Annotated in this window: 10 protein-coding genes; 8 read left to right on the forward strand and 2 right to left on the reverse strand. The window is 69.1% G+C overall.

The genetic code is table 11. The features are described from left to right. The 7 genes from FHW58_RS14520 (at window position 1) to rffA (ending at window position 9,469) form a co-directional block, all read left to right on the forward strand. A complete protein-coding gene (locus tag FHW58_RS14520) occupies window positions 1–2,925 on the forward strand; it encodes a glycosyltransferase (RefSeq protein ID WP_179673843.1) in 2,925 nt (974 codons plus the stop codon). Further along, window positions 2,915–4,114, forward strand: a complete 1,200-nt coding sequence (locus FHW58_RS14525) for a glycosyltransferase family 1 protein (RefSeq protein ID WP_179673844.1) — start codon at window positions 2,915–2,917, stop codon at window positions 4,112–4,114. The genes FHW58_RS14520 and FHW58_RS14525 overlap by 11 nt, the downstream gene beginning before the upstream one ends. 112 nt (window positions 4,115–4,226) lie before the next feature. Next, the gene (locus tag FHW58_RS14530) at window positions 4,227–6,284 is read left to right on the forward strand and encodes a hypothetical protein (protein WP_179673845.1); all 2,058 of its coding nucleotides are present in this window, start codon (window positions 4,227–4,229) and stop codon (window positions 6,282–6,284) included. Then, window positions 6,284–7,234, forward strand: coding sequence for a glycosyltransferase family 2 protein (locus tag FHW58_RS14535; RefSeq protein WP_179673846.1), 951 nt, complete (start codon window positions 6,284–6,286; stop codon window positions 7,232–7,234). The genes FHW58_RS14530 and FHW58_RS14535 overlap by 1 nt, the downstream gene beginning before the upstream one ends. A gap of 4 nt (window positions 7,235–7,238) precedes the next feature. Continuing rightward, window positions 7,239–7,973, forward strand: coding sequence for a GNAT family N-acetyltransferase (locus tag FHW58_RS14540; RefSeq protein WP_179673847.1), 735 nt, complete (start codon window positions 7,239–7,241; stop codon window positions 7,971–7,973). Continuing rightward, window positions 7,970–8,332: a hypothetical protein gene (locus tag FHW58_RS14545; RefSeq protein ID WP_179673848.1), complete on the forward strand. Its 363-nt coding sequence runs from the start codon at window positions 7,970–7,972 to the stop codon at window positions 8,330–8,332. The genes FHW58_RS14540 and FHW58_RS14545 overlap by 4 nt, the downstream gene beginning before the upstream one ends. Window positions 8,333–8,341: 9 nt before the next feature. Continuing rightward, window positions 8,342–9,469, forward strand: a complete 1,128-nt coding sequence (rffA, locus tag FHW58_RS14550) for a dTDP-4-amino-4,6-dideoxygalactose transaminase (RefSeq protein WP_179673849.1) — start codon at window positions 8,342–8,344, stop codon at window positions 9,467–9,469. Between the two features lie 6 nt (window positions 9,470–9,475). Here rffA and FHW58_RS14555 read toward each other — a convergent pair whose 3' ends face one another. Beyond that, complete coding sequence (locus FHW58_RS14555; protein WP_179673850.1) at window positions 9,476–10,645, reverse strand: acyltransferase; 1,170 nt, start codon at window positions 10,643–10,645, stop codon at window positions 9,476–9,478. Next, window positions 10,642–12,123, reverse strand: coding sequence for a DEAD/DEAH box helicase (locus FHW58_RS14560; RefSeq protein ID WP_179673851.1), 1,482 nt, complete (start codon window positions 12,121–12,123; stop codon window positions 10,642–10,644). Before FHW58_RS14560 ends, FHW58_RS14555 begins: the two co-directional genes overlap by 4 nt. Window positions 12,124–12,265: 142 nt before the next feature. On the opposite strand from FHW58_RS14560, the gene FHW58_RS14565 reads away from it, so the two are divergent. Then, window positions 12,266–15,349 carry a diguanylate cyclase gene (locus FHW58_RS14565; RefSeq protein ID WP_179673852.1) on the forward strand — a complete coding sequence of 1,028 codons (3,084 nt, stop codon included), beginning with the start codon at window positions 12,266–12,268 and terminating at the stop codon, window positions 15,347–15,349. Window positions 15,350–15,351: the final 2 nt, after the last annotated feature.

Below are 15,351 nucleotides of genomic sequence, written 5' to 3' on the forward strand. Positions count from 1 at the left end.
ATGCGTATCGTAATCGACCTGCAAGCCTGCCAGGGCTCCAGCACCAACCGCGGCATCGGCCGCTATTCGATGGCCCTGCTGCAAGGCATGCTGCGCCAGGCCGGCAACCATGACCTGCGGGTGGTGGTCAACCACCACTTCCCGGACGCCGTGGCCAAGCTGCGCCAGACGCTCGGCCAGTTCCTGCCGCAAAGCCACATCAGCGGCTACACGCTGCCGGCGCAGATCTGGGAGCACCAGCCGCTCAACCACTGGCGCCTGCGCGCCGCCGAGCAGCTGCGCGAGCATTACCTGGCCAGCCTGAAGCCGGACGTGGTGCACATCTCCAGCCTGTTCGAGGGCCTGGGCGAGGACGCCTGCACCTCGGTGCTGCACAGCCGCAACCAGTTCGACACCGCCGTCACGCTGTACGACCTGATCCCGCTGATCCGCAAGGAAACCTACCTGACCGATCCCAACGTCGCCAACTGGTACTACCGCAAGCTGCAAAGCCTGAAAAACGCCGAGCTGCTGCTGGCCATTTCCGGCCACTCGCGGCGCGAGGCGATGGACGCGCTGCAGCTGCCGGGCGAGCAGGTGGTCAACATCTCGTCGGCGGTGGACGACATCTTCGTGCCGCGCCAGCTGAGCCCGGACGCCGAGCAGGCGCTGCGCCAGCGCTACGGCCTGACGCGCCCGTACATCATGTACACCGGCGGCATCGACTACCGCAAGAACATCGAGGGCCTGATCGAGGCCTACGCCCAGTTGCCGGCCGCGCTGCGCCAGCAATACCAGTTGGCCGTGGTGTGCAGCATCCGCGAGGAAGACCGGCTGCGCCTGCTGGCGCTGGCCGACAAGTTCAACGTGCCGGCCGGCGACGTGGTGCTGACCGGCTTCGTCTCCGACGACGACCTGGTGTCGCTGTACAACCTGACCGCGCTGTTCGTGTTCCCGTCGCTGCAGGAGGGCTTCGGCCTGCCGGCGCTGGAGGCCATGTCGTGCGGCGTGCCGGTGATCGGCTCCAACAACAGCAGCATTCCCGAGGTGATCGGCCGCGCCGACGCGCTGTTCGATCCCAACAAGGTGGCCGACATCAGCGCCCGGATGCAGCAGGTGCTGACCACGCCGGCCTTTGCCGACGACCTGCGCGCGCATGGCCTGGAGCAGGCCAAGCTGTTCTCGTGGGACGCCAGCGCCAAGACCACGCTGGCCGCTTTCGAGCAGGCGCACGAGCGGCGCCAGCGGCAACAGCGCACCAGCGTGGCGTTGGCGCCGCGGGCGCCGGCCACGCGCCGGCCACGCCTGGCCTATGTGTCGCCGCTGCCGCCGGAACGCACCGGCGTGGCCGACCAGAGCGTCGAGCTGCTGCCCGAGCTGGCGCGCTACTACGACATCGAGGTGATCGTCAGCCAGCCGGAAGTCCGGGAACGCTGGGTCGAGGCCAACTTCCCGGTGCGCGCCAGCGACTGGTTCGACGCCAACGCCGACCGCTACGACCGCGTGCTCTACCACTTCGGCAATTCCGGCTTCCACGCCCACATGTTCGCGCTGCTCAAGCGCCATCCGGGCGTGGTGGTGCTGCACGACTTTTACCTGAGCGGCGCGGTGCACTACCTGTCGTCGCTGAACCGCGAGGCCAACACCTACGCCCACATGCTGTACCAGTCGCATGGCTACGGCGCGCTGCTGCACGAGCAGGCCGAGGGCCGCGAGGCCTCGTACTACCAGTATCCATGCAACCAGCCGGTGCTGCAACACGCGGCCGGCATCATCGTCCACTCCAGCTACTCGAAGCAGCTGGCCAACCAGTGGTACGGCCCCGGCAGCTCGGACGACTGGCGCTACATCCCGCTGCTGCGCGCCCTGCCCGGCCCGCTGGACCGCGCCGCCGCCCGCGCCGCGCTGGGCCTGACCGACCAGGACTTCCTGGTGTGCTCGTTCGGCCTGATCGCCATGACCAAGTGCAACGAGCGCATCCTGGAAGCGTGGATCAACTCGACGCTGGCCAGCGACGCCCACTGCCGCCTGGTGTTCGTCGGCGAAAACCATGTCGGCCCGTTCGGCAACGCGCTGGCGGCGCGCATGGCCGGCCAGCGCAATGTGCAGATCACCGGCTTCGTGTCGATGGACATGTTCCGCACCTACCTGGCAGCGGCCGACTGCGCGGTGCAGCTGCGCAGCCGCTCGCGCGGCGAGACCTCCGGCACCATCCTCGACAGCCTGGCCTACCGCCTGCCGACCATCATCAACGCCCACGGCTCGGCGGCGGAAATGCCGGACCACGTGGTGCTCAAGCTGCGCGACCAGTTCAGCGACGACGAGCTGAGCGCGGCCATCCTGCGCCTGCGCGACCAGCCGGCGCTGCGCGCGCAGCTGATCGACAACGCGGTGGAATACATGCAGCGCGTGCACCATCCGGCCGCCGTCGGCGCCGCTTACCACGAGGCGATCGAACAGTTCGCCCAACACAGCCCGCATGCGCAGTACCGGCAACTGGTGGACCGCCTGGGCGACATCGCCACCGCCGCCGCGCCGTCCGAGCAGGACTGGGTGACGGTGGCCGGCGCGCTGGTGGCCAACGCGCCGGCGCCGCGCCGCCCGCAGTTGCTGGTCGACGTCAGCGGCGTCGAGCAAGATGAGGCCGCCCGCGCGCAATGGCTGGCGCTGCTGCAGACGCCGCCAGCCGGCCAGCGCGTCGAACCGGTGCGGCGCGTCGACGATGTCTATCACTACGCGCGCAACAGCACGCTGGCGCTGATCGGCCGCGACGACATGACCATGGACGACGCCGTGGCCGACATCAAGCCGGGCGACAGCCTGGTGGCGCTGGACCCGCAAGCGGCGCCGCCGGCGCCGTGGCTGCGCAACCGTGGCGTGACCATGCTGGCGCACGCCGACCTGGCGGCGCTGGCGCCAGCCGCCGGAGCCGCCGATGCGCGCTAAGGCCCCGCCCCAACTGCTGGTCGACCTGTCGGAACTGGTGCGGCACGACGCCCGCTCCGGCATCCAGCGGGTGGTGCGCGGCATGCTGCAGGCGCTGCTGGCGGCGCCGCCGGCCGGCTACGCGGTGCGGCCGGTGTACGACGCCGGCGGCTATTACGCCTACGCCGAGCTTGGCCAGGATGAGCAGGGCCAGCCGCGCTACGCGGCGGCGGCGGCCGGCCATGAGCAGCCGCTGCGGGCCGGCGCCGGCGACCTGTTGGTCGCCATCGACCTCAGCCTGGACAGCGTGGTGCGCAACCGCGCCGTGCTGGCCAGCCTGCGCCAGCACGGCGTGGGCCTGTACTTCATGGTCTATGACCTGCTGCCGGTGCACCAGCCGGGCTGGTTTGCCGACGGCATGGGCGAGGCCTTCACCGGCTGGCTGCACACGGTGGCCGAACTGGCCGACGGCCTGATCTGCAACGCCCGCGCCACCGCCGACGAACTGATGACGTGGCTGGAACAGCATCCGCCCCGGCGCGCGCTGCCGCTGCACCTCGGCTGCGCCGCGCTGGGCGCCGACCTGGCGGCAACGCTGCCCACCAGCGGCATCGCCGCCGCCGACGCCGCCCTGCTGGCGCAGCTGGCGCAGCGGCCGACGCTGCTGATGGTGGGCACGCTGGAGCCGCGCAAGATGCAGGGCCAGGCGCTGGACGCGCTGGAGATGCTGTGGCAGCAGGACACCGAACTGAACCTGGTCATCGTCGGCAAACCCGGCTGGCGCATGGCGGCGCTGGAGCGGCGCCTGCGCCAGCATGCGGAACTGGGGCGCCGCCTGTTCTGGCTGGAGCGCGCCAGCGACGAGCTGCTGCTGCGCTTGTACCGCGACAGCAGCGCCCTGCTGGCCGCCTCGCGCGGCGAAGGCTACGGCCTGCCGCTGATCGAAGCGGCCCAGCACGGCCTGCCGGTGATCGCGCGCGACCTGCTGGTGTTCCGCGAGGTGGCCGGCGCGCACGCCTGGTATTTCACCGCCGCCGACGGCACCGAGCTGGCCGCCGCGCTGCGCGCCTGGCTGGCCTTGTTCCAGGCCGGACAGGCGCCCGCCTCGGCCGGCATGCCGCGCCTGGACTGGGCCGCCAGCACCGCCCAGCTGCTGGATTGCGTGCTGGGCCAGCGCTGGTATCGCCGCGCGCCGGTGAAACTGCCGTAACAGCCTTACAAATTCTCACAAATCCCGGCCGCCCAACGGCGGCCGCGGCGTTGCCGATTTCGCAATAGTGCTTTATACTGCGCGGCACTTTTACCTTAATTTACATATCCCTATGCTGCGACCCCTGGCCCCTAACGGGAGGCTGCTTGAGCGCGGCTTATCGCTGCTCATCGGCGTCAATGTCCTGCTGCTGGCCTTCTACCTCGTGATCGACTATCAGTTGGTGTATCACTCGGACTCGGCCGTCAAGAATCTGCTGGCGCAGGAAATTCTGGATACCGGCCAGTACTTCCCGCGCGACTGGAACTACGTCAACGGCGACCTGTGGGTGCTGAACACCCACACCTTCATCCTGCCGCTGCTGCACTGGATGCGCAACGGCTTCCTGGCGCACGCCGCCTCCGACCTGATCTCCGCCACGCTGATCCTGCACAGCAGCTGGCTGCTGACCGGGCTGCTGGAACAGTCGCGCCGCGCGCGCCTGGCGGGCATGGCGGTGCTGTCGGCCGGCATGTCGCTGATCATGGCCGAGCACATCTACGGCCAGGCGGCCTATGGCTCGCTGTACTACATGGCCTGCTACCTGCTGGTGGCCTACTGGTCGCTGAGCCAGGCGCGCGGCGGCCGCGCGCTGCCGTGGGCGCTGGCCACCGCCGTGCTGACGGCGCTGGTGTTCTGGACCAATCCGCAGCGCGCGCTGCTGTTCTACGGCCTGCCGCTGCTGGCCGCCGGCGCGCTGCAACAGGCGCTGGCGTGGCGCGCCGCGCGCGCGGCCGGCCAGCCGGCGGACTGGCGCCAGGCGCGCGCCATGGGCGTGGTGATGCTGGGCCTGGTGGCCGGCACCGCGCTCAGCGTCTACACGCTGCGGCAGGTCAACAACCACGTCGGCCTGACCGCCATCCGCTGGCTGGACTTCAACGGCATGACGCACAACCTGCTGGCGGTGCTGGAAGGCGTGATCGGCCTGTTCGACGGCTTGCCGCGCCTCGACGGCAAGGTCGTCTCGCTGGCCGGCGCCTACGCGGCGCTGCGGCTGCTGGGCGCGCTGCTGCTGGCCGGGCTGCTGCCGTGGGGCCTGTACCGCGCGCTGCGGCCGCACACCGGTCCGCGCCAGCTGGTGGTGGTGTTTGCCGCCGTGGCCTTCGCCGCCAACCTGTTCATGATGCTGACCACCTCGCTGGCCGACATGAGCGCGCCGACCGCGTCGGTGCGCTACCTGGTGCCGTCGCTGCTGCTGATGCTGCTGATCCTGGTCAGCCTGCTGGTCGACCGCCACGCGCTGGCGCCGCCGGCGCGCTACGCCGGCCTGGCCGCGGTGGCGCTGCTGGCCACCAGCGCGCCGACCTCCTACCTGTTCCCCTACAACGAAGTGGCGGGCATGCCGCACCATGGCCTGATCCTGAAGACACCGGACCAGCAGTTGGGCGAGTTCCTGCAACAGCAGGGCCTGCAGTATGGCTACGCCAGCTTCTGGAACGCCGGCAAGATCACCGTGCTGAGCGGCGGCAAGGTGCGGGTCCGCTCGGTGGTGGTGGAACGCGAGCTGCCGATGCCGATGCACAAGCTCAATTCCAACCGCTGGTACACGCCGGCCGCCTGGCAAGGCCCGACCTTCCTGATGCTGCGTGACAGCGAACTGGCCAGCGTCAACCAGCCGCTGCTGGCCAGCTACGCCGGTACGCCGCGCGTGCTGCGCTACCAGGACGTCACCATCCTGGTCTACCCGCGCAACCTGGCGGCGGCGCTGCCGGGCTGGGACATCGACGTGCGGCAGGCGCAACACTACCCGATGGACCAGCGCGCGCTGCACCAAACGGGCACGCTGCGGGACGGCGCGATGATCGCGGCGCCGGGCGAAAACGGCACCCTGCATTTCGGCCCGATGCGCATCCTCGGCCCCGGCACCTACGCGGTCAGCTTCAACCTCGACATCAGCGGCGACGCCGGCGACGGCGATTTCGGCATGGTGGACGTGGTGACGCAGGCCGGCACCATGGTGCACGCGCGCCAGGCCATCACCCGCGCCGGCCAGCAGCGCGTGACGCTGCGCTTCAGCACCGACCACCTGCTCGACATGGTCGAGTTCCGCGCCTTTACCAGCGGCCGCGGCCGCTTTGCGCTGAGCGGCATCGACGTCGCCCGCATCCCCACCGCTCAGGAGAACCAGTAATGCCCGCAACCCCCTTGATTTCCGTCGTGATCCCGGTCTACAAAGCCGAAAAGATCCTCGACGAGCTGTATCGCCGCCTGCGCGACGCGCTGGAAACCGTCAGCCCGCTGTTTGAGATCGTGCTGGTGGAGGACTGCGGCGGCGACCGCTCGTGGGAGGTGATCGAGCGCCTGTCGCAAGCCGATCCGCGCGTGGTCGGCCTGCAGTTCTCGCGCAATTTCGGCCAGCACTATGGCATCACCGCCGGCATGGACCACTGCCGCGGCGACTGGGTGGTGGTGATGGACTGCGACCTGCAGGACGCGCCGGAGGAAATCCCGCGCCTGTACGCCAAGGCCCAGGAAGGCTACGACGTGGTGCTGGCGCTGCGCGGCAAGCGCCAGGATCCGCCGCTCAAGCGCGCGGTGTCGTGGTTGTACTACCGCACCTTCAGCTACCTGGCCGACCTCGACATCGACGGCGACAGCGGCAACTTCCGCATCATGTCGCGCCAGGTGGTGAAGAACTTCGTGCGCATGCGCGAGCAGCTGCGCTTCTTCGGCGGCCACGTGCAGTGGATGGGCTTTCCCACCACCGGCATCCCGGTGCAACACGCCGCCCGCGCCGAGGGCAAGTCAACCTACACCTTCGCCAAGCTGTGGCGGCTGGCGATGGACACCATCCTGGCCTATTCCGACAAGCCGCTGCGCATGGCCGCCAAGCTGGGCCTGACGATGGCGGCGCTGGCGCTGCTGTTCGGCGTCTACCTGCTGCTGCGCTCCTGGCACCAGGGTTCGCCGGTGCCGGGCTGGAGCAGCCTGATCGTGTCGCTGTACTTTATCGGCGGCCTGATCATCGGCATCCTCGGCATCCTCGGCATCTACCTGGGCAAGGCCTTCGATGAAACCAAGAAGCGCCCGCTGTACATCGTGCGGCGCGCCACCCCCAACACCATCATCCGCGAGGACTGAGCCGATGGACATATCCCTTTCCCCCCTGGACCTGCAGCGCTTTGGCGTGGTCACCGCCAAGGCCGCGCTGCAGCCGCAGGACAGCGCTGCCGCGCTGGCCGACTGGTGCCGCGCGCAATCGGTGCAGATGCTGATCGCGCGCGTGCCGACCAGCGCCGTGACGCTGGTGCAGCAACTGGAGCAGCAAGGCGCCTTCCTCACCGACACGCTGCTGTACTACAGCCGCAAGCAGCTGGCGCCGCAGGCCGCCGACCTGCCGGACGGCTACCGCTGGCGCCTGGCCAGCGCCGCCGACGCCGACGCCGTCGGCGCGCTGGCGGCGCTGACCTTCACCGGCTACGCCGGCCACTACCACGCCGACCATCGCCTCGACCAGGCCGCCGCCGACGCGGTCTACGCCGCCTGGGCCGCCAACGCCTGCCGTCACCCGAAGGTGGCCAACGCCGTGCTGCTGATCGAGCACGCCGACCAGCTGGTGGCGTTCGCCACGCTGCAGGACCGCGCCCACGGGCTGCTGGAGGGCGTGCTGTTCGGCGTCCACCCGCAACACCAGGGCCGCCGGCTGTACCAGGCGCTGATGCAGCAGGCGCAGCACTGGGGCCATGCGCATGGCTTCAGCGCCATGACCGTCTCGACCCAGGTGGTCAACCTGGCGGTGCAGAAGGTCTGGTGCCGCCTCGGCTTCGAGCCGTCGTCCAGCTATTACACCTTCCACCAATGGTTTGGAGAGCAACCATGAATTACCTGTACATCGTTGCCACCATCGCGCTGACCGTGTTCGGCCAGATCGCCATCAAGATGCAAGTGCTGAAGGCCGGCGCGCTGCCGGCCGAGGCCGGGGCCAAGCTGGCCTTCCTGGTCAAGCTGCTGCTCAACCCGTGGATCATCGCCGCCTTCGCCGCCGCCTTCCTGGCGTCGGTGACGTGGATGGGGGCGATGAGCAAATTCCAGCTCAGCCACGCCTATCCGTTCATGGCGCTGAACTTCGTCATCGTGCTGGGCCTGAGCGCCTGGCTGTTCCAGGAACCCCTGTCCCTCACCCGCCTGGCCGGCGTGGCGCTGATTTGCATCGGCACCGTGGTCGCCGCCCAGGGCTAAGGAAACCGCATGAACCCGATCCCGTTCAACAAACCCTTCATGACCGGCCGCGAACTGTGGCACATCGCCCAGGCGCACAACAACGGCCACCTGTCCGGCGACGGCCAGTTCACCAAACAATGCCACGCGTGGCTGGAACAGCGCACCGGCGCCCGCCGCGCGCTGCTGACCCACTCGTGCACGGCGGCGCTGGAAATGGCGGCGCTGCTGGCCGAGCTGCAGCCGGGCGACGAGGTCATCATGCCGTCCTACACCTTCGTCTCGACCGCCAACGCGTTCGTCATGCGCGGCGCGGTGCCGGTGTTCGTCGACATCCGGCCCGACACGCTGAACATCGACGAAAGCCAGATCGAGGCCGCGATCACGCCGCGCACCCGGGTCATCGTGCCGGTGCACTATGCCGGCGTGGCCTGCGAGATGGACACCATCATGGACATCGCCCGCCGCCACGACCTGATCGTGATCGAGGACGCGGCCCAGGGCATCATGTCGACCTACAAGGGCCGGCCGCTGGGCAGCATCGGCCACCTCGGCGCCTACTCGTTCCACGAGACCAAGAACATCATCGCCGGCGAGGGCGGCGCGCTGCTGGTCAACGATCCGGAACTGGCCGAGCGCGCCGAGATCATCCGCGAAAAAGGCACCAACCGCAGCCAGTTCTTCCGCGGCCAGGTGGACAAATACACCTGGGTCGACATCGGCTCGTCCTACCTGCCGGGCGAGGTGATCGCCGCCTTCCTGTGGGCGCAGATGGAGGACGCGGAGAGCATCACCGCGCGCCGGCTGGCGCTGTGGGACCACTACCACGCGGCGCTGGCGCCGCTGGAGCAGCAAGGCCGCCTGCGCCGCCCGCTGCTGCCGGCCGACTGCCAGCACAACGCCCACATGTACTACATCCTGCTGGACTCGCTGGCGCAGCGCACCCAGGTGATGGCGGACATGAAGCGCCAGGGCGTCAACTGCGTGTTCCACTACGTGCCGCTGCACAGCGCGCCGTATGGCGTCCAGCACAGCCGCCATCACGGCGACATGGCGCACACCAACCAGCTGTCGGAGCGCCTGCTGCGGCTGCCGCTGTGGGTCGGCCTGGAAAATGAACAGGAGCGCGTGCTGCGCGCGCTGCGCGAGGCGCTGTAAGCGCTGTCAGGACGGGCGCCAGCGGATGCGGCGCTCGACCACGCGGGCGAAGCCGTAGGCGAAAATCAGGCACAACGGCACGCCCAGCAGCGCCAGCCCGAGCAGCTTCTCCAGCGGCGCCAGCGCGCCATAGGCCGGCCAGTGCAGCAGGAACTTGTAGGCGGTGGCCAGCAGCGGAATGTGGACCAGGTACAGCGAGTACGAGAAGCCGCCGATGCCCACCAGCGCGCGCCGCTCGAACAGCCAGCGCAGCCACTGGCCCGGCGCCAGTCCGGTCAGCCACACCAGCAGCGCGGCGGTAAACAGGCCGGCCAGCGGATCGACCCGCGCAAAGCGGCCGGCAAAGCGCACCGCGCTGGCGCCGTCGACGATCGGATGGCGGCACAGCACCGCCGCCAGCAGCGCCAGCAACAGCAGCACACCCCAGCCCAGATAGCGCCGCGCGCGTTCGCGCCAGGCGGCAAAGGCCGTGCCGTTGGCCAGCGCGGCCGCCGCGATGCCGAGCACGAACAACAGGATGAAATGCGGCGGCTGCGGCACCGACGCGTCCACCAGCGGCAGGCGCGGATAACGGCCGGACAAGCTGGTCAAGCCCCAGGCCAGCAGCACCGCCACCGTCAGCAGCACGCCCAGGCCGTGGCGGCGCAGCAGCCAGATCAGCGCCGGGAAGGTGAAATACAAGTGCCACTCGCAGGCGATGCTCCAGAACGCGCCATTGATGTTGTTGTACTGGCCGTAGATATCCTGCAGCAGCAGCAGATTGGTCCACCATACGGGCGCGCTGATGGTGGCGGTCAGCCCCAGGTCATGGCGTCCCCAGTAGGCCAGCGGCACGAAGCAGTTGACCAGCAGGATCAGCGCCAGCGTGGCGAAATACGGCGGCAGGATGCGCAACGCGCGCGCGGTGAAGAACGCCGGCCAGCCGGCGCGGACGCGGTAGTCCTGGCGCACCACCGGCAGCGCCAGGCAGTAGCCGGACAGCACCAGGAACACGACCACGCCCAAGTGCAGGTACATCAGCAGGTTCAGGGGTTGGGCGGCCCACAGCGTCTGCGCCTGCCAGCCGATGGCGAACAGGTACAGATGGCCGCCCATGACCCACAGCGCCGCCAGCGCGCGCAGGCCGTCGAGGAACAGCAGGCGCTGCGGCGCCAGCGACACGGGCGCCGGGCTCAAGACTTGGGCGCGCCGCCCAGCAGGAAGGCCAGTTTGGGTTTCACCTTGGTGATGCCGTTGCCGCTGGTGGCCGGCGTGGCGGAAGGCGCCGGCGTGGCCGCCTTGCTCGGTTCGTACGGTTTGAGGAACCACGGGTCGACCTTGTCGCGGCGCGGCGACGGGCCCGGGCCCATGCCGCGCGGCGCGCGGTCGGCCGGGCGCGCCGGGCCGCGGCCGAGGTCCTCGCTGCGGCGCGGTCGGCGTTCGCCGCGCTCGTCGGCGAAGGCCGGCGCCGGCATGAAGCCCTGCGGCTCGGCGCGCTGGATGGTCTGCTTGATCAGCTTTTCGATGTCGGCCAGCAGGCGCTCGTCCTTGTCGGAATAGATCGAGATGGCGTCGCCCGAGGCGCCGGCGCGGCCGGTGCGGCCGATGCGGTGCACATAGTCCTCGGCGTTGTACGGCAGGTCGTAGTTGATCACGCACGGCAGGTCGGAAATGTCGAGGCCGCGGGCGGCGACGTCGGTCGCCACCAGGATGTCGATCTCGTTTTTCTTGAACGCGTCCAGCGCCGCCATGCGCTCCTGCTGGGTCTTGTCGCCGTGGATGGCGACCGCCTTCATGCCCTCGCGCTCCAGCTCGCGCGCCAGGCGCGAGGCGCCGATCTTGGTGTTGGAGAAGATGATCACCTGCTTCAGCGCGCGCTGGCGCAGCAGGTGCGCGGTCAGCGCGTGCTTGTGCTGCTCGGCGATCTTGTACACCACCTGGGTAACGGTGTCGGCGGTCTTGTTGGCGCGCGCCACCTCGATCGTCACCGGGTCGGTCAGGAAGGTGTTGGCCAGCTTCTTGATTTCCGGCGAGAAGGTGGCCGAGAACATCAGGTTCTGGCGCTTCTTCGGCAGCAGGTTGATGATGCGCTGCAGGTCCGGCAGGAAGCCCATGTCCAGCATGCGGTCGGCCTCGTCCATGACCAGCATCTGCACCTGGTTCAGCGCGATGTTCTTCTGCTCGACGTGGTCCAGCAGCCGGCCCGGGGTGGCGATGACGATTTCCACGCCAGCCTTCAGCGTGGCGGTCTGCGGCTTCATGTCCATGCCGCCGAACACCACGGTCGAGCGCAGCGGCGTGTGCTGGGCGTAGGCCTTGACGTTGTCGGCCACCTGCACCGCCAGTTCGCGGGTCGGCGTCAGGATCAGCGCGCGCACCGGGTGGCGCGCCGGCGAGGTGCTGCTGCTGGCGTGCGCCAGCAGCATCTGGATGATCGGCAGCGCGAAGCTGGCGGTCTTGCCGGTCCCGGTCTGGGCCGCGCCCATGACGTCGCGCCCCTGCAGCAGCACCGGAATGGCCTGGGCCTGGATCGGCGTCGGGTGCTCGTAGCCCTGGTCGTTCAGCGCGCGCAGGATGTCGGGCGACAGGCCGAAGTCGGCGAAACGGACAGGGGCGGCAGCGGCGACGGCGGCCGGCTCGGGGGCGGAAGGGGTGGTGATCTCGGTATCGGACATAATCTGGACGGATGGTGAAGCGCCGTAAACTATACCCTACTTTCTGACAACTGCGCTAAAAACCAGCAGCTTTTATCACGAAACCATTGCATCAATGGCATGTATAATAACCAATCTGATCAGAAACCAGGTTGCTTTCCCGATGTTCGTGCCCGTTGCGGCCCTGCGCCGCCTGCTCCTCCTTTGCCTGTTGCTGGCGCTGAGCGCCGCCAGCGCCGCCCCGGCGCCGTCGCTGCGTTTCAAGAAGCTGGGTCCGCTGGGCGGCGACGAGCCGTCGATGCTGTCGCTGTTGCAGGACCGCCAGGGCTTCGTCTGGGTCGGCACCCACACCAACGGCCTGTACCGCTACAACGGCTACCAGGCGGTCAAGTACATCAACAACCCGGCCGATCCGGCCAGCCTGCCGCACGACCGCGTGTCGGCCATCTTCGAGGACCGCCAGGGCCGCATCTGGGCCGCCACCCAGAACGGCCTGGCGCGCTTCAATCCGGACACCAACAACTTCACCACCTTCACCACCGACCAGGCGCCGAAGAACCACCGCATCGTCAAGAACATCATTTCGGACGGCAAGGACGGGCTGTGGATCGGCACCTGGGGCGGGCTGCAGCATTTCGATCCCAACCGCGGCGTGTTCGACGCCGTCTACGCCCACGACGACGCCGATCCGGACAGCCTGGCCAGCAACGACCTGAACGCGCTGGCGCTGGACGCCCGCGGCGGCGTGTGGATCGGCACCTGGCCCGGCGGCCTCGACTACCTGGCCCCGGGCGCCAAAACCTTCCGCCACCACCAGGTCGACCCGGCCACCAGGCCGGACGCGCGCGTCAACATCGTCCGCGCGCTGCAGTTCGACCACGGCGGCGCGCTGTGGATCGGCACCGAGTCCGGCATCATCCGCTGGGACGGCAAGGGCGACTGGAGCACGCGCAAGGCGATCGCCTCGCCGTACAGCCGCATCACCAACTTCGGCCTCGACAGCAAGGGCGTGCTGTGGGCCACCACGCTGTCGGCCGGCCTGCTGCGCTGGAACGAGGCCAACGACAGCTTCGACCAGTTCGTGCACGCTGCCGACGACCCGTACAGCCTGCCCGGCGACAACCTGCGCGCGGTGATGCAGGACCGCGGCGGCATGCTGTGGATCGCCTCCTTCACCGACGGCATCGCGCTGGCCAACCTGAGCAGCGAGGGCTTCACGCGCCACGTGCCGTTCCGCATCGACAGCCGCTCGGCGCCGGCCAGCAACGCGTTGCTGAGCCTGGCGCGGGCGCCGAACGGCCGGATCTGGCTGGGCGGCAATGTCGGCATGAGCTTGTACGATCCGGCCACCAGCACCGTACTGCGCAGCTACCGCGCCGACGACAAGACGCCGGGCAAGCTGTCGCATGCCATCGTCTACAGCATGTACCAGGACGAGGACGGCAAGGGGCCGCTGTGGCTGGGCACCTCCAACGGCCTGAACCGGCTGGACACGCCGGACAGCCCGTTCCAGGCCATCCACTTCGGCAACACCGCCAGCGACTACATCAACGCCATCGCGCCCGGCGCCGGCGGCGTGCTGTGGCTGGCCACCGGCAACAGCCTGATCCGCTACGAGATCAAGACCGACGCCCGCAAGATCTATTACAACGATCCGCGCGACCCGGCCTCGCGCAGCGTCAACGGCACTTCGGCGGTGCTGGAGGACCGCCAGGGCCGCGTGTGGGCCGGCTCGGAATGGAATGGCGGCGGCCTCGACCTGCTCGACCCGGCCAGCGGCAAGTTCCGCCACTACCGCCACGCGGCCAGGGATCCGACCAGCCTCAGCGACGACAACGTCGCCAGCCTGCACGAGGACGCGCAGGGGCGGATCTGGGTCGGCACCAGCAAGGGCCTGAACCTGGTAGTGTTCCAGCCGGACGGCGCGCTCGCCTTCAAGTCGTACGCGGCGGCCATGCGCGCGCCCAAGATCCTGGCCATCCAGCACGACCACGAGGGCCGCATCTGGTGCAGCACCATCGCCGGCCTGTACCGGCTGGAGCCGGACAGCGGCAAGGTCACGCACTTTTCCGCCTCGGATGGCCTGACCGAGGGCTTCACCGTCAACTCGTCGGCGTTTGGCGCCGATGGCACGCTGTATTTCGGCGGCGTGCACGGCATGACGGCGGTGACGCCGTCCAAGGTAAAGACCAGCTCGGTGCCGCCGCAGGTGGCGATCACCGACATCACGGTGTTCAACCACTCGCTGCAGAACGGCCAGCCGGCCGAGAACGTCAAGGCCGACGGCCCGGTGACGGCGCCCACCGCGCTGACCTTGTCGTCGCAGGCGTCGGTGTTCGCGCTGGAGTTCGCGGCGCTGCATTACACCGAGCCGTCCGGCAACCGCTACCTGTACCAGCTGCAGGGCTTCGACCGCGACTGGGTGGAGACCGACGCCAGCCGGCGCGTGGCCAGCTACACCAACCTCAATCCCGGCAAGTACGTGTTCCGGGTCAAGGCCGCCAATCACCTGGGCGTGTGGAACGAGGTGCCGGCCACGCTGGCCATCACCATCACGCCGCCGTTCTGGCAGCAGTGGTGGTTCCGCTCGGGCGTGGCGGCGCTGGTGGTCGGCTCGCTGGCGCTGGCGTACAAGGTGCGCATCAACCGGCTGACCCGCCATCAGGCCGAGCTAGAGCAGACGGTGGCGGCGCGCACGGCCGAGCTGGAGGAGTCCAACCGCAAGCTGGCGGCGCTCAGCACCACCGACGGCCTGACCGGCGTCAGCAACCGGCGCGGCTTCGACCTGGCGCTGGAGGCCGAGTGGCGGCGCGCGGCGCGCACCGGCCAGACGCTGGCGCTGTCGATGCTGGATGTGGATTACTTCAAGAAGTACAACGACCATTACGGCCACCTGGCCGGCGACGCGGCGCTGCGCACCGTGGCCGAGCTGATCACCACGCACGGGCGGCGCACCAGCGATCTGGTGGCGCGCTATGGCGGCGAGGAGTTCGCGCTGCTGGCGGCCGCCACCGATGCCACCGACGCTTTTGGCGTGGCCGAGGAGATCTGCGCCGAGCTGGCGCGGCGGGCGCTGCCGCACGCGCAGTCGCCGTTTGGTATCATGACGATCAGTATCGGCGTGGCGGTGCTGGTGCCGACCGAGGAGACCTCGCCGCAGGACCTGGTGCGGCTGGCCGACCGGGCCTTGTATCGCGCCAAGGAGAAAGGGCGGAATATGGCCTTGCTGGCCATGCCGCCGATGTGAGA

Source organism: Duganella sp. 1224 (assembly GCF_013408245.1).
GTDB lineage: Bacteria > Pseudomonadota > Gammaproteobacteria > Burkholderiales > Burkholderiaceae_D > Rugamonas.

Excerpts from the sequence above, each read along its gene's own strand:
- FHW58_RS14520 (WP_179673843.1), top strand. The coding sequence starts at position 1 with ATGCGTATCGTAATCGACCTGCAAGCCTGCCAGGGCTCCAGCACCAAC.
- FHW58_RS14525 (WP_179673844.1), top strand. The coding sequence starts at position 2,915 with ATGCGCGCTAAGGCCCCGCCCCAACTGCTGGTCGACCTGTCGGAACTG.
- FHW58_RS14530 (WP_179673845.1), top strand. The coding sequence starts at position 4,227 with ATGCTGCGACCCCTGGCCCCTAACGGGAGGCTGCTTGAGCGCGGCTTA.
- FHW58_RS14535 (WP_179673846.1), top strand. The coding sequence starts at position 6,284 with ATGCCCGCAACCCCCTTGATTTCCGTCGTGATCCCGGTCTACAAAGCC.
- FHW58_RS14540 (WP_179673847.1), top strand. The coding sequence starts at position 7,239 with ATGGACATATCCCTTTCCCCCCTGGACCTGCAGCGCTTTGGCGTGGTC.
- FHW58_RS14545 (WP_179673848.1), top strand. The coding sequence starts at position 7,970 with ATGAATTACCTGTACATCGTTGCCACCATCGCGCTGACCGTGTTCGGC.
- rffA (WP_179673849.1), top strand. The coding sequence starts at position 8,342 with ATGAACCCGATCCCGTTCAACAAACCCTTCATGACCGGCCGCGAACTG.
- FHW58_RS14560 (WP_179673851.1), bottom strand. The coding sequence starts at position 12,123 with ATGTCCGATACCGAGATCACCACCCCTTCCGCCCCCGAGCCGGCCGCC.
- FHW58_RS14565 (WP_179673852.1), top strand. The coding sequence starts at position 12,266 with ATGTTCGTGCCCGTTGCGGCCCTGCGCCGCCTGCTCCTCCTTTGCCTG.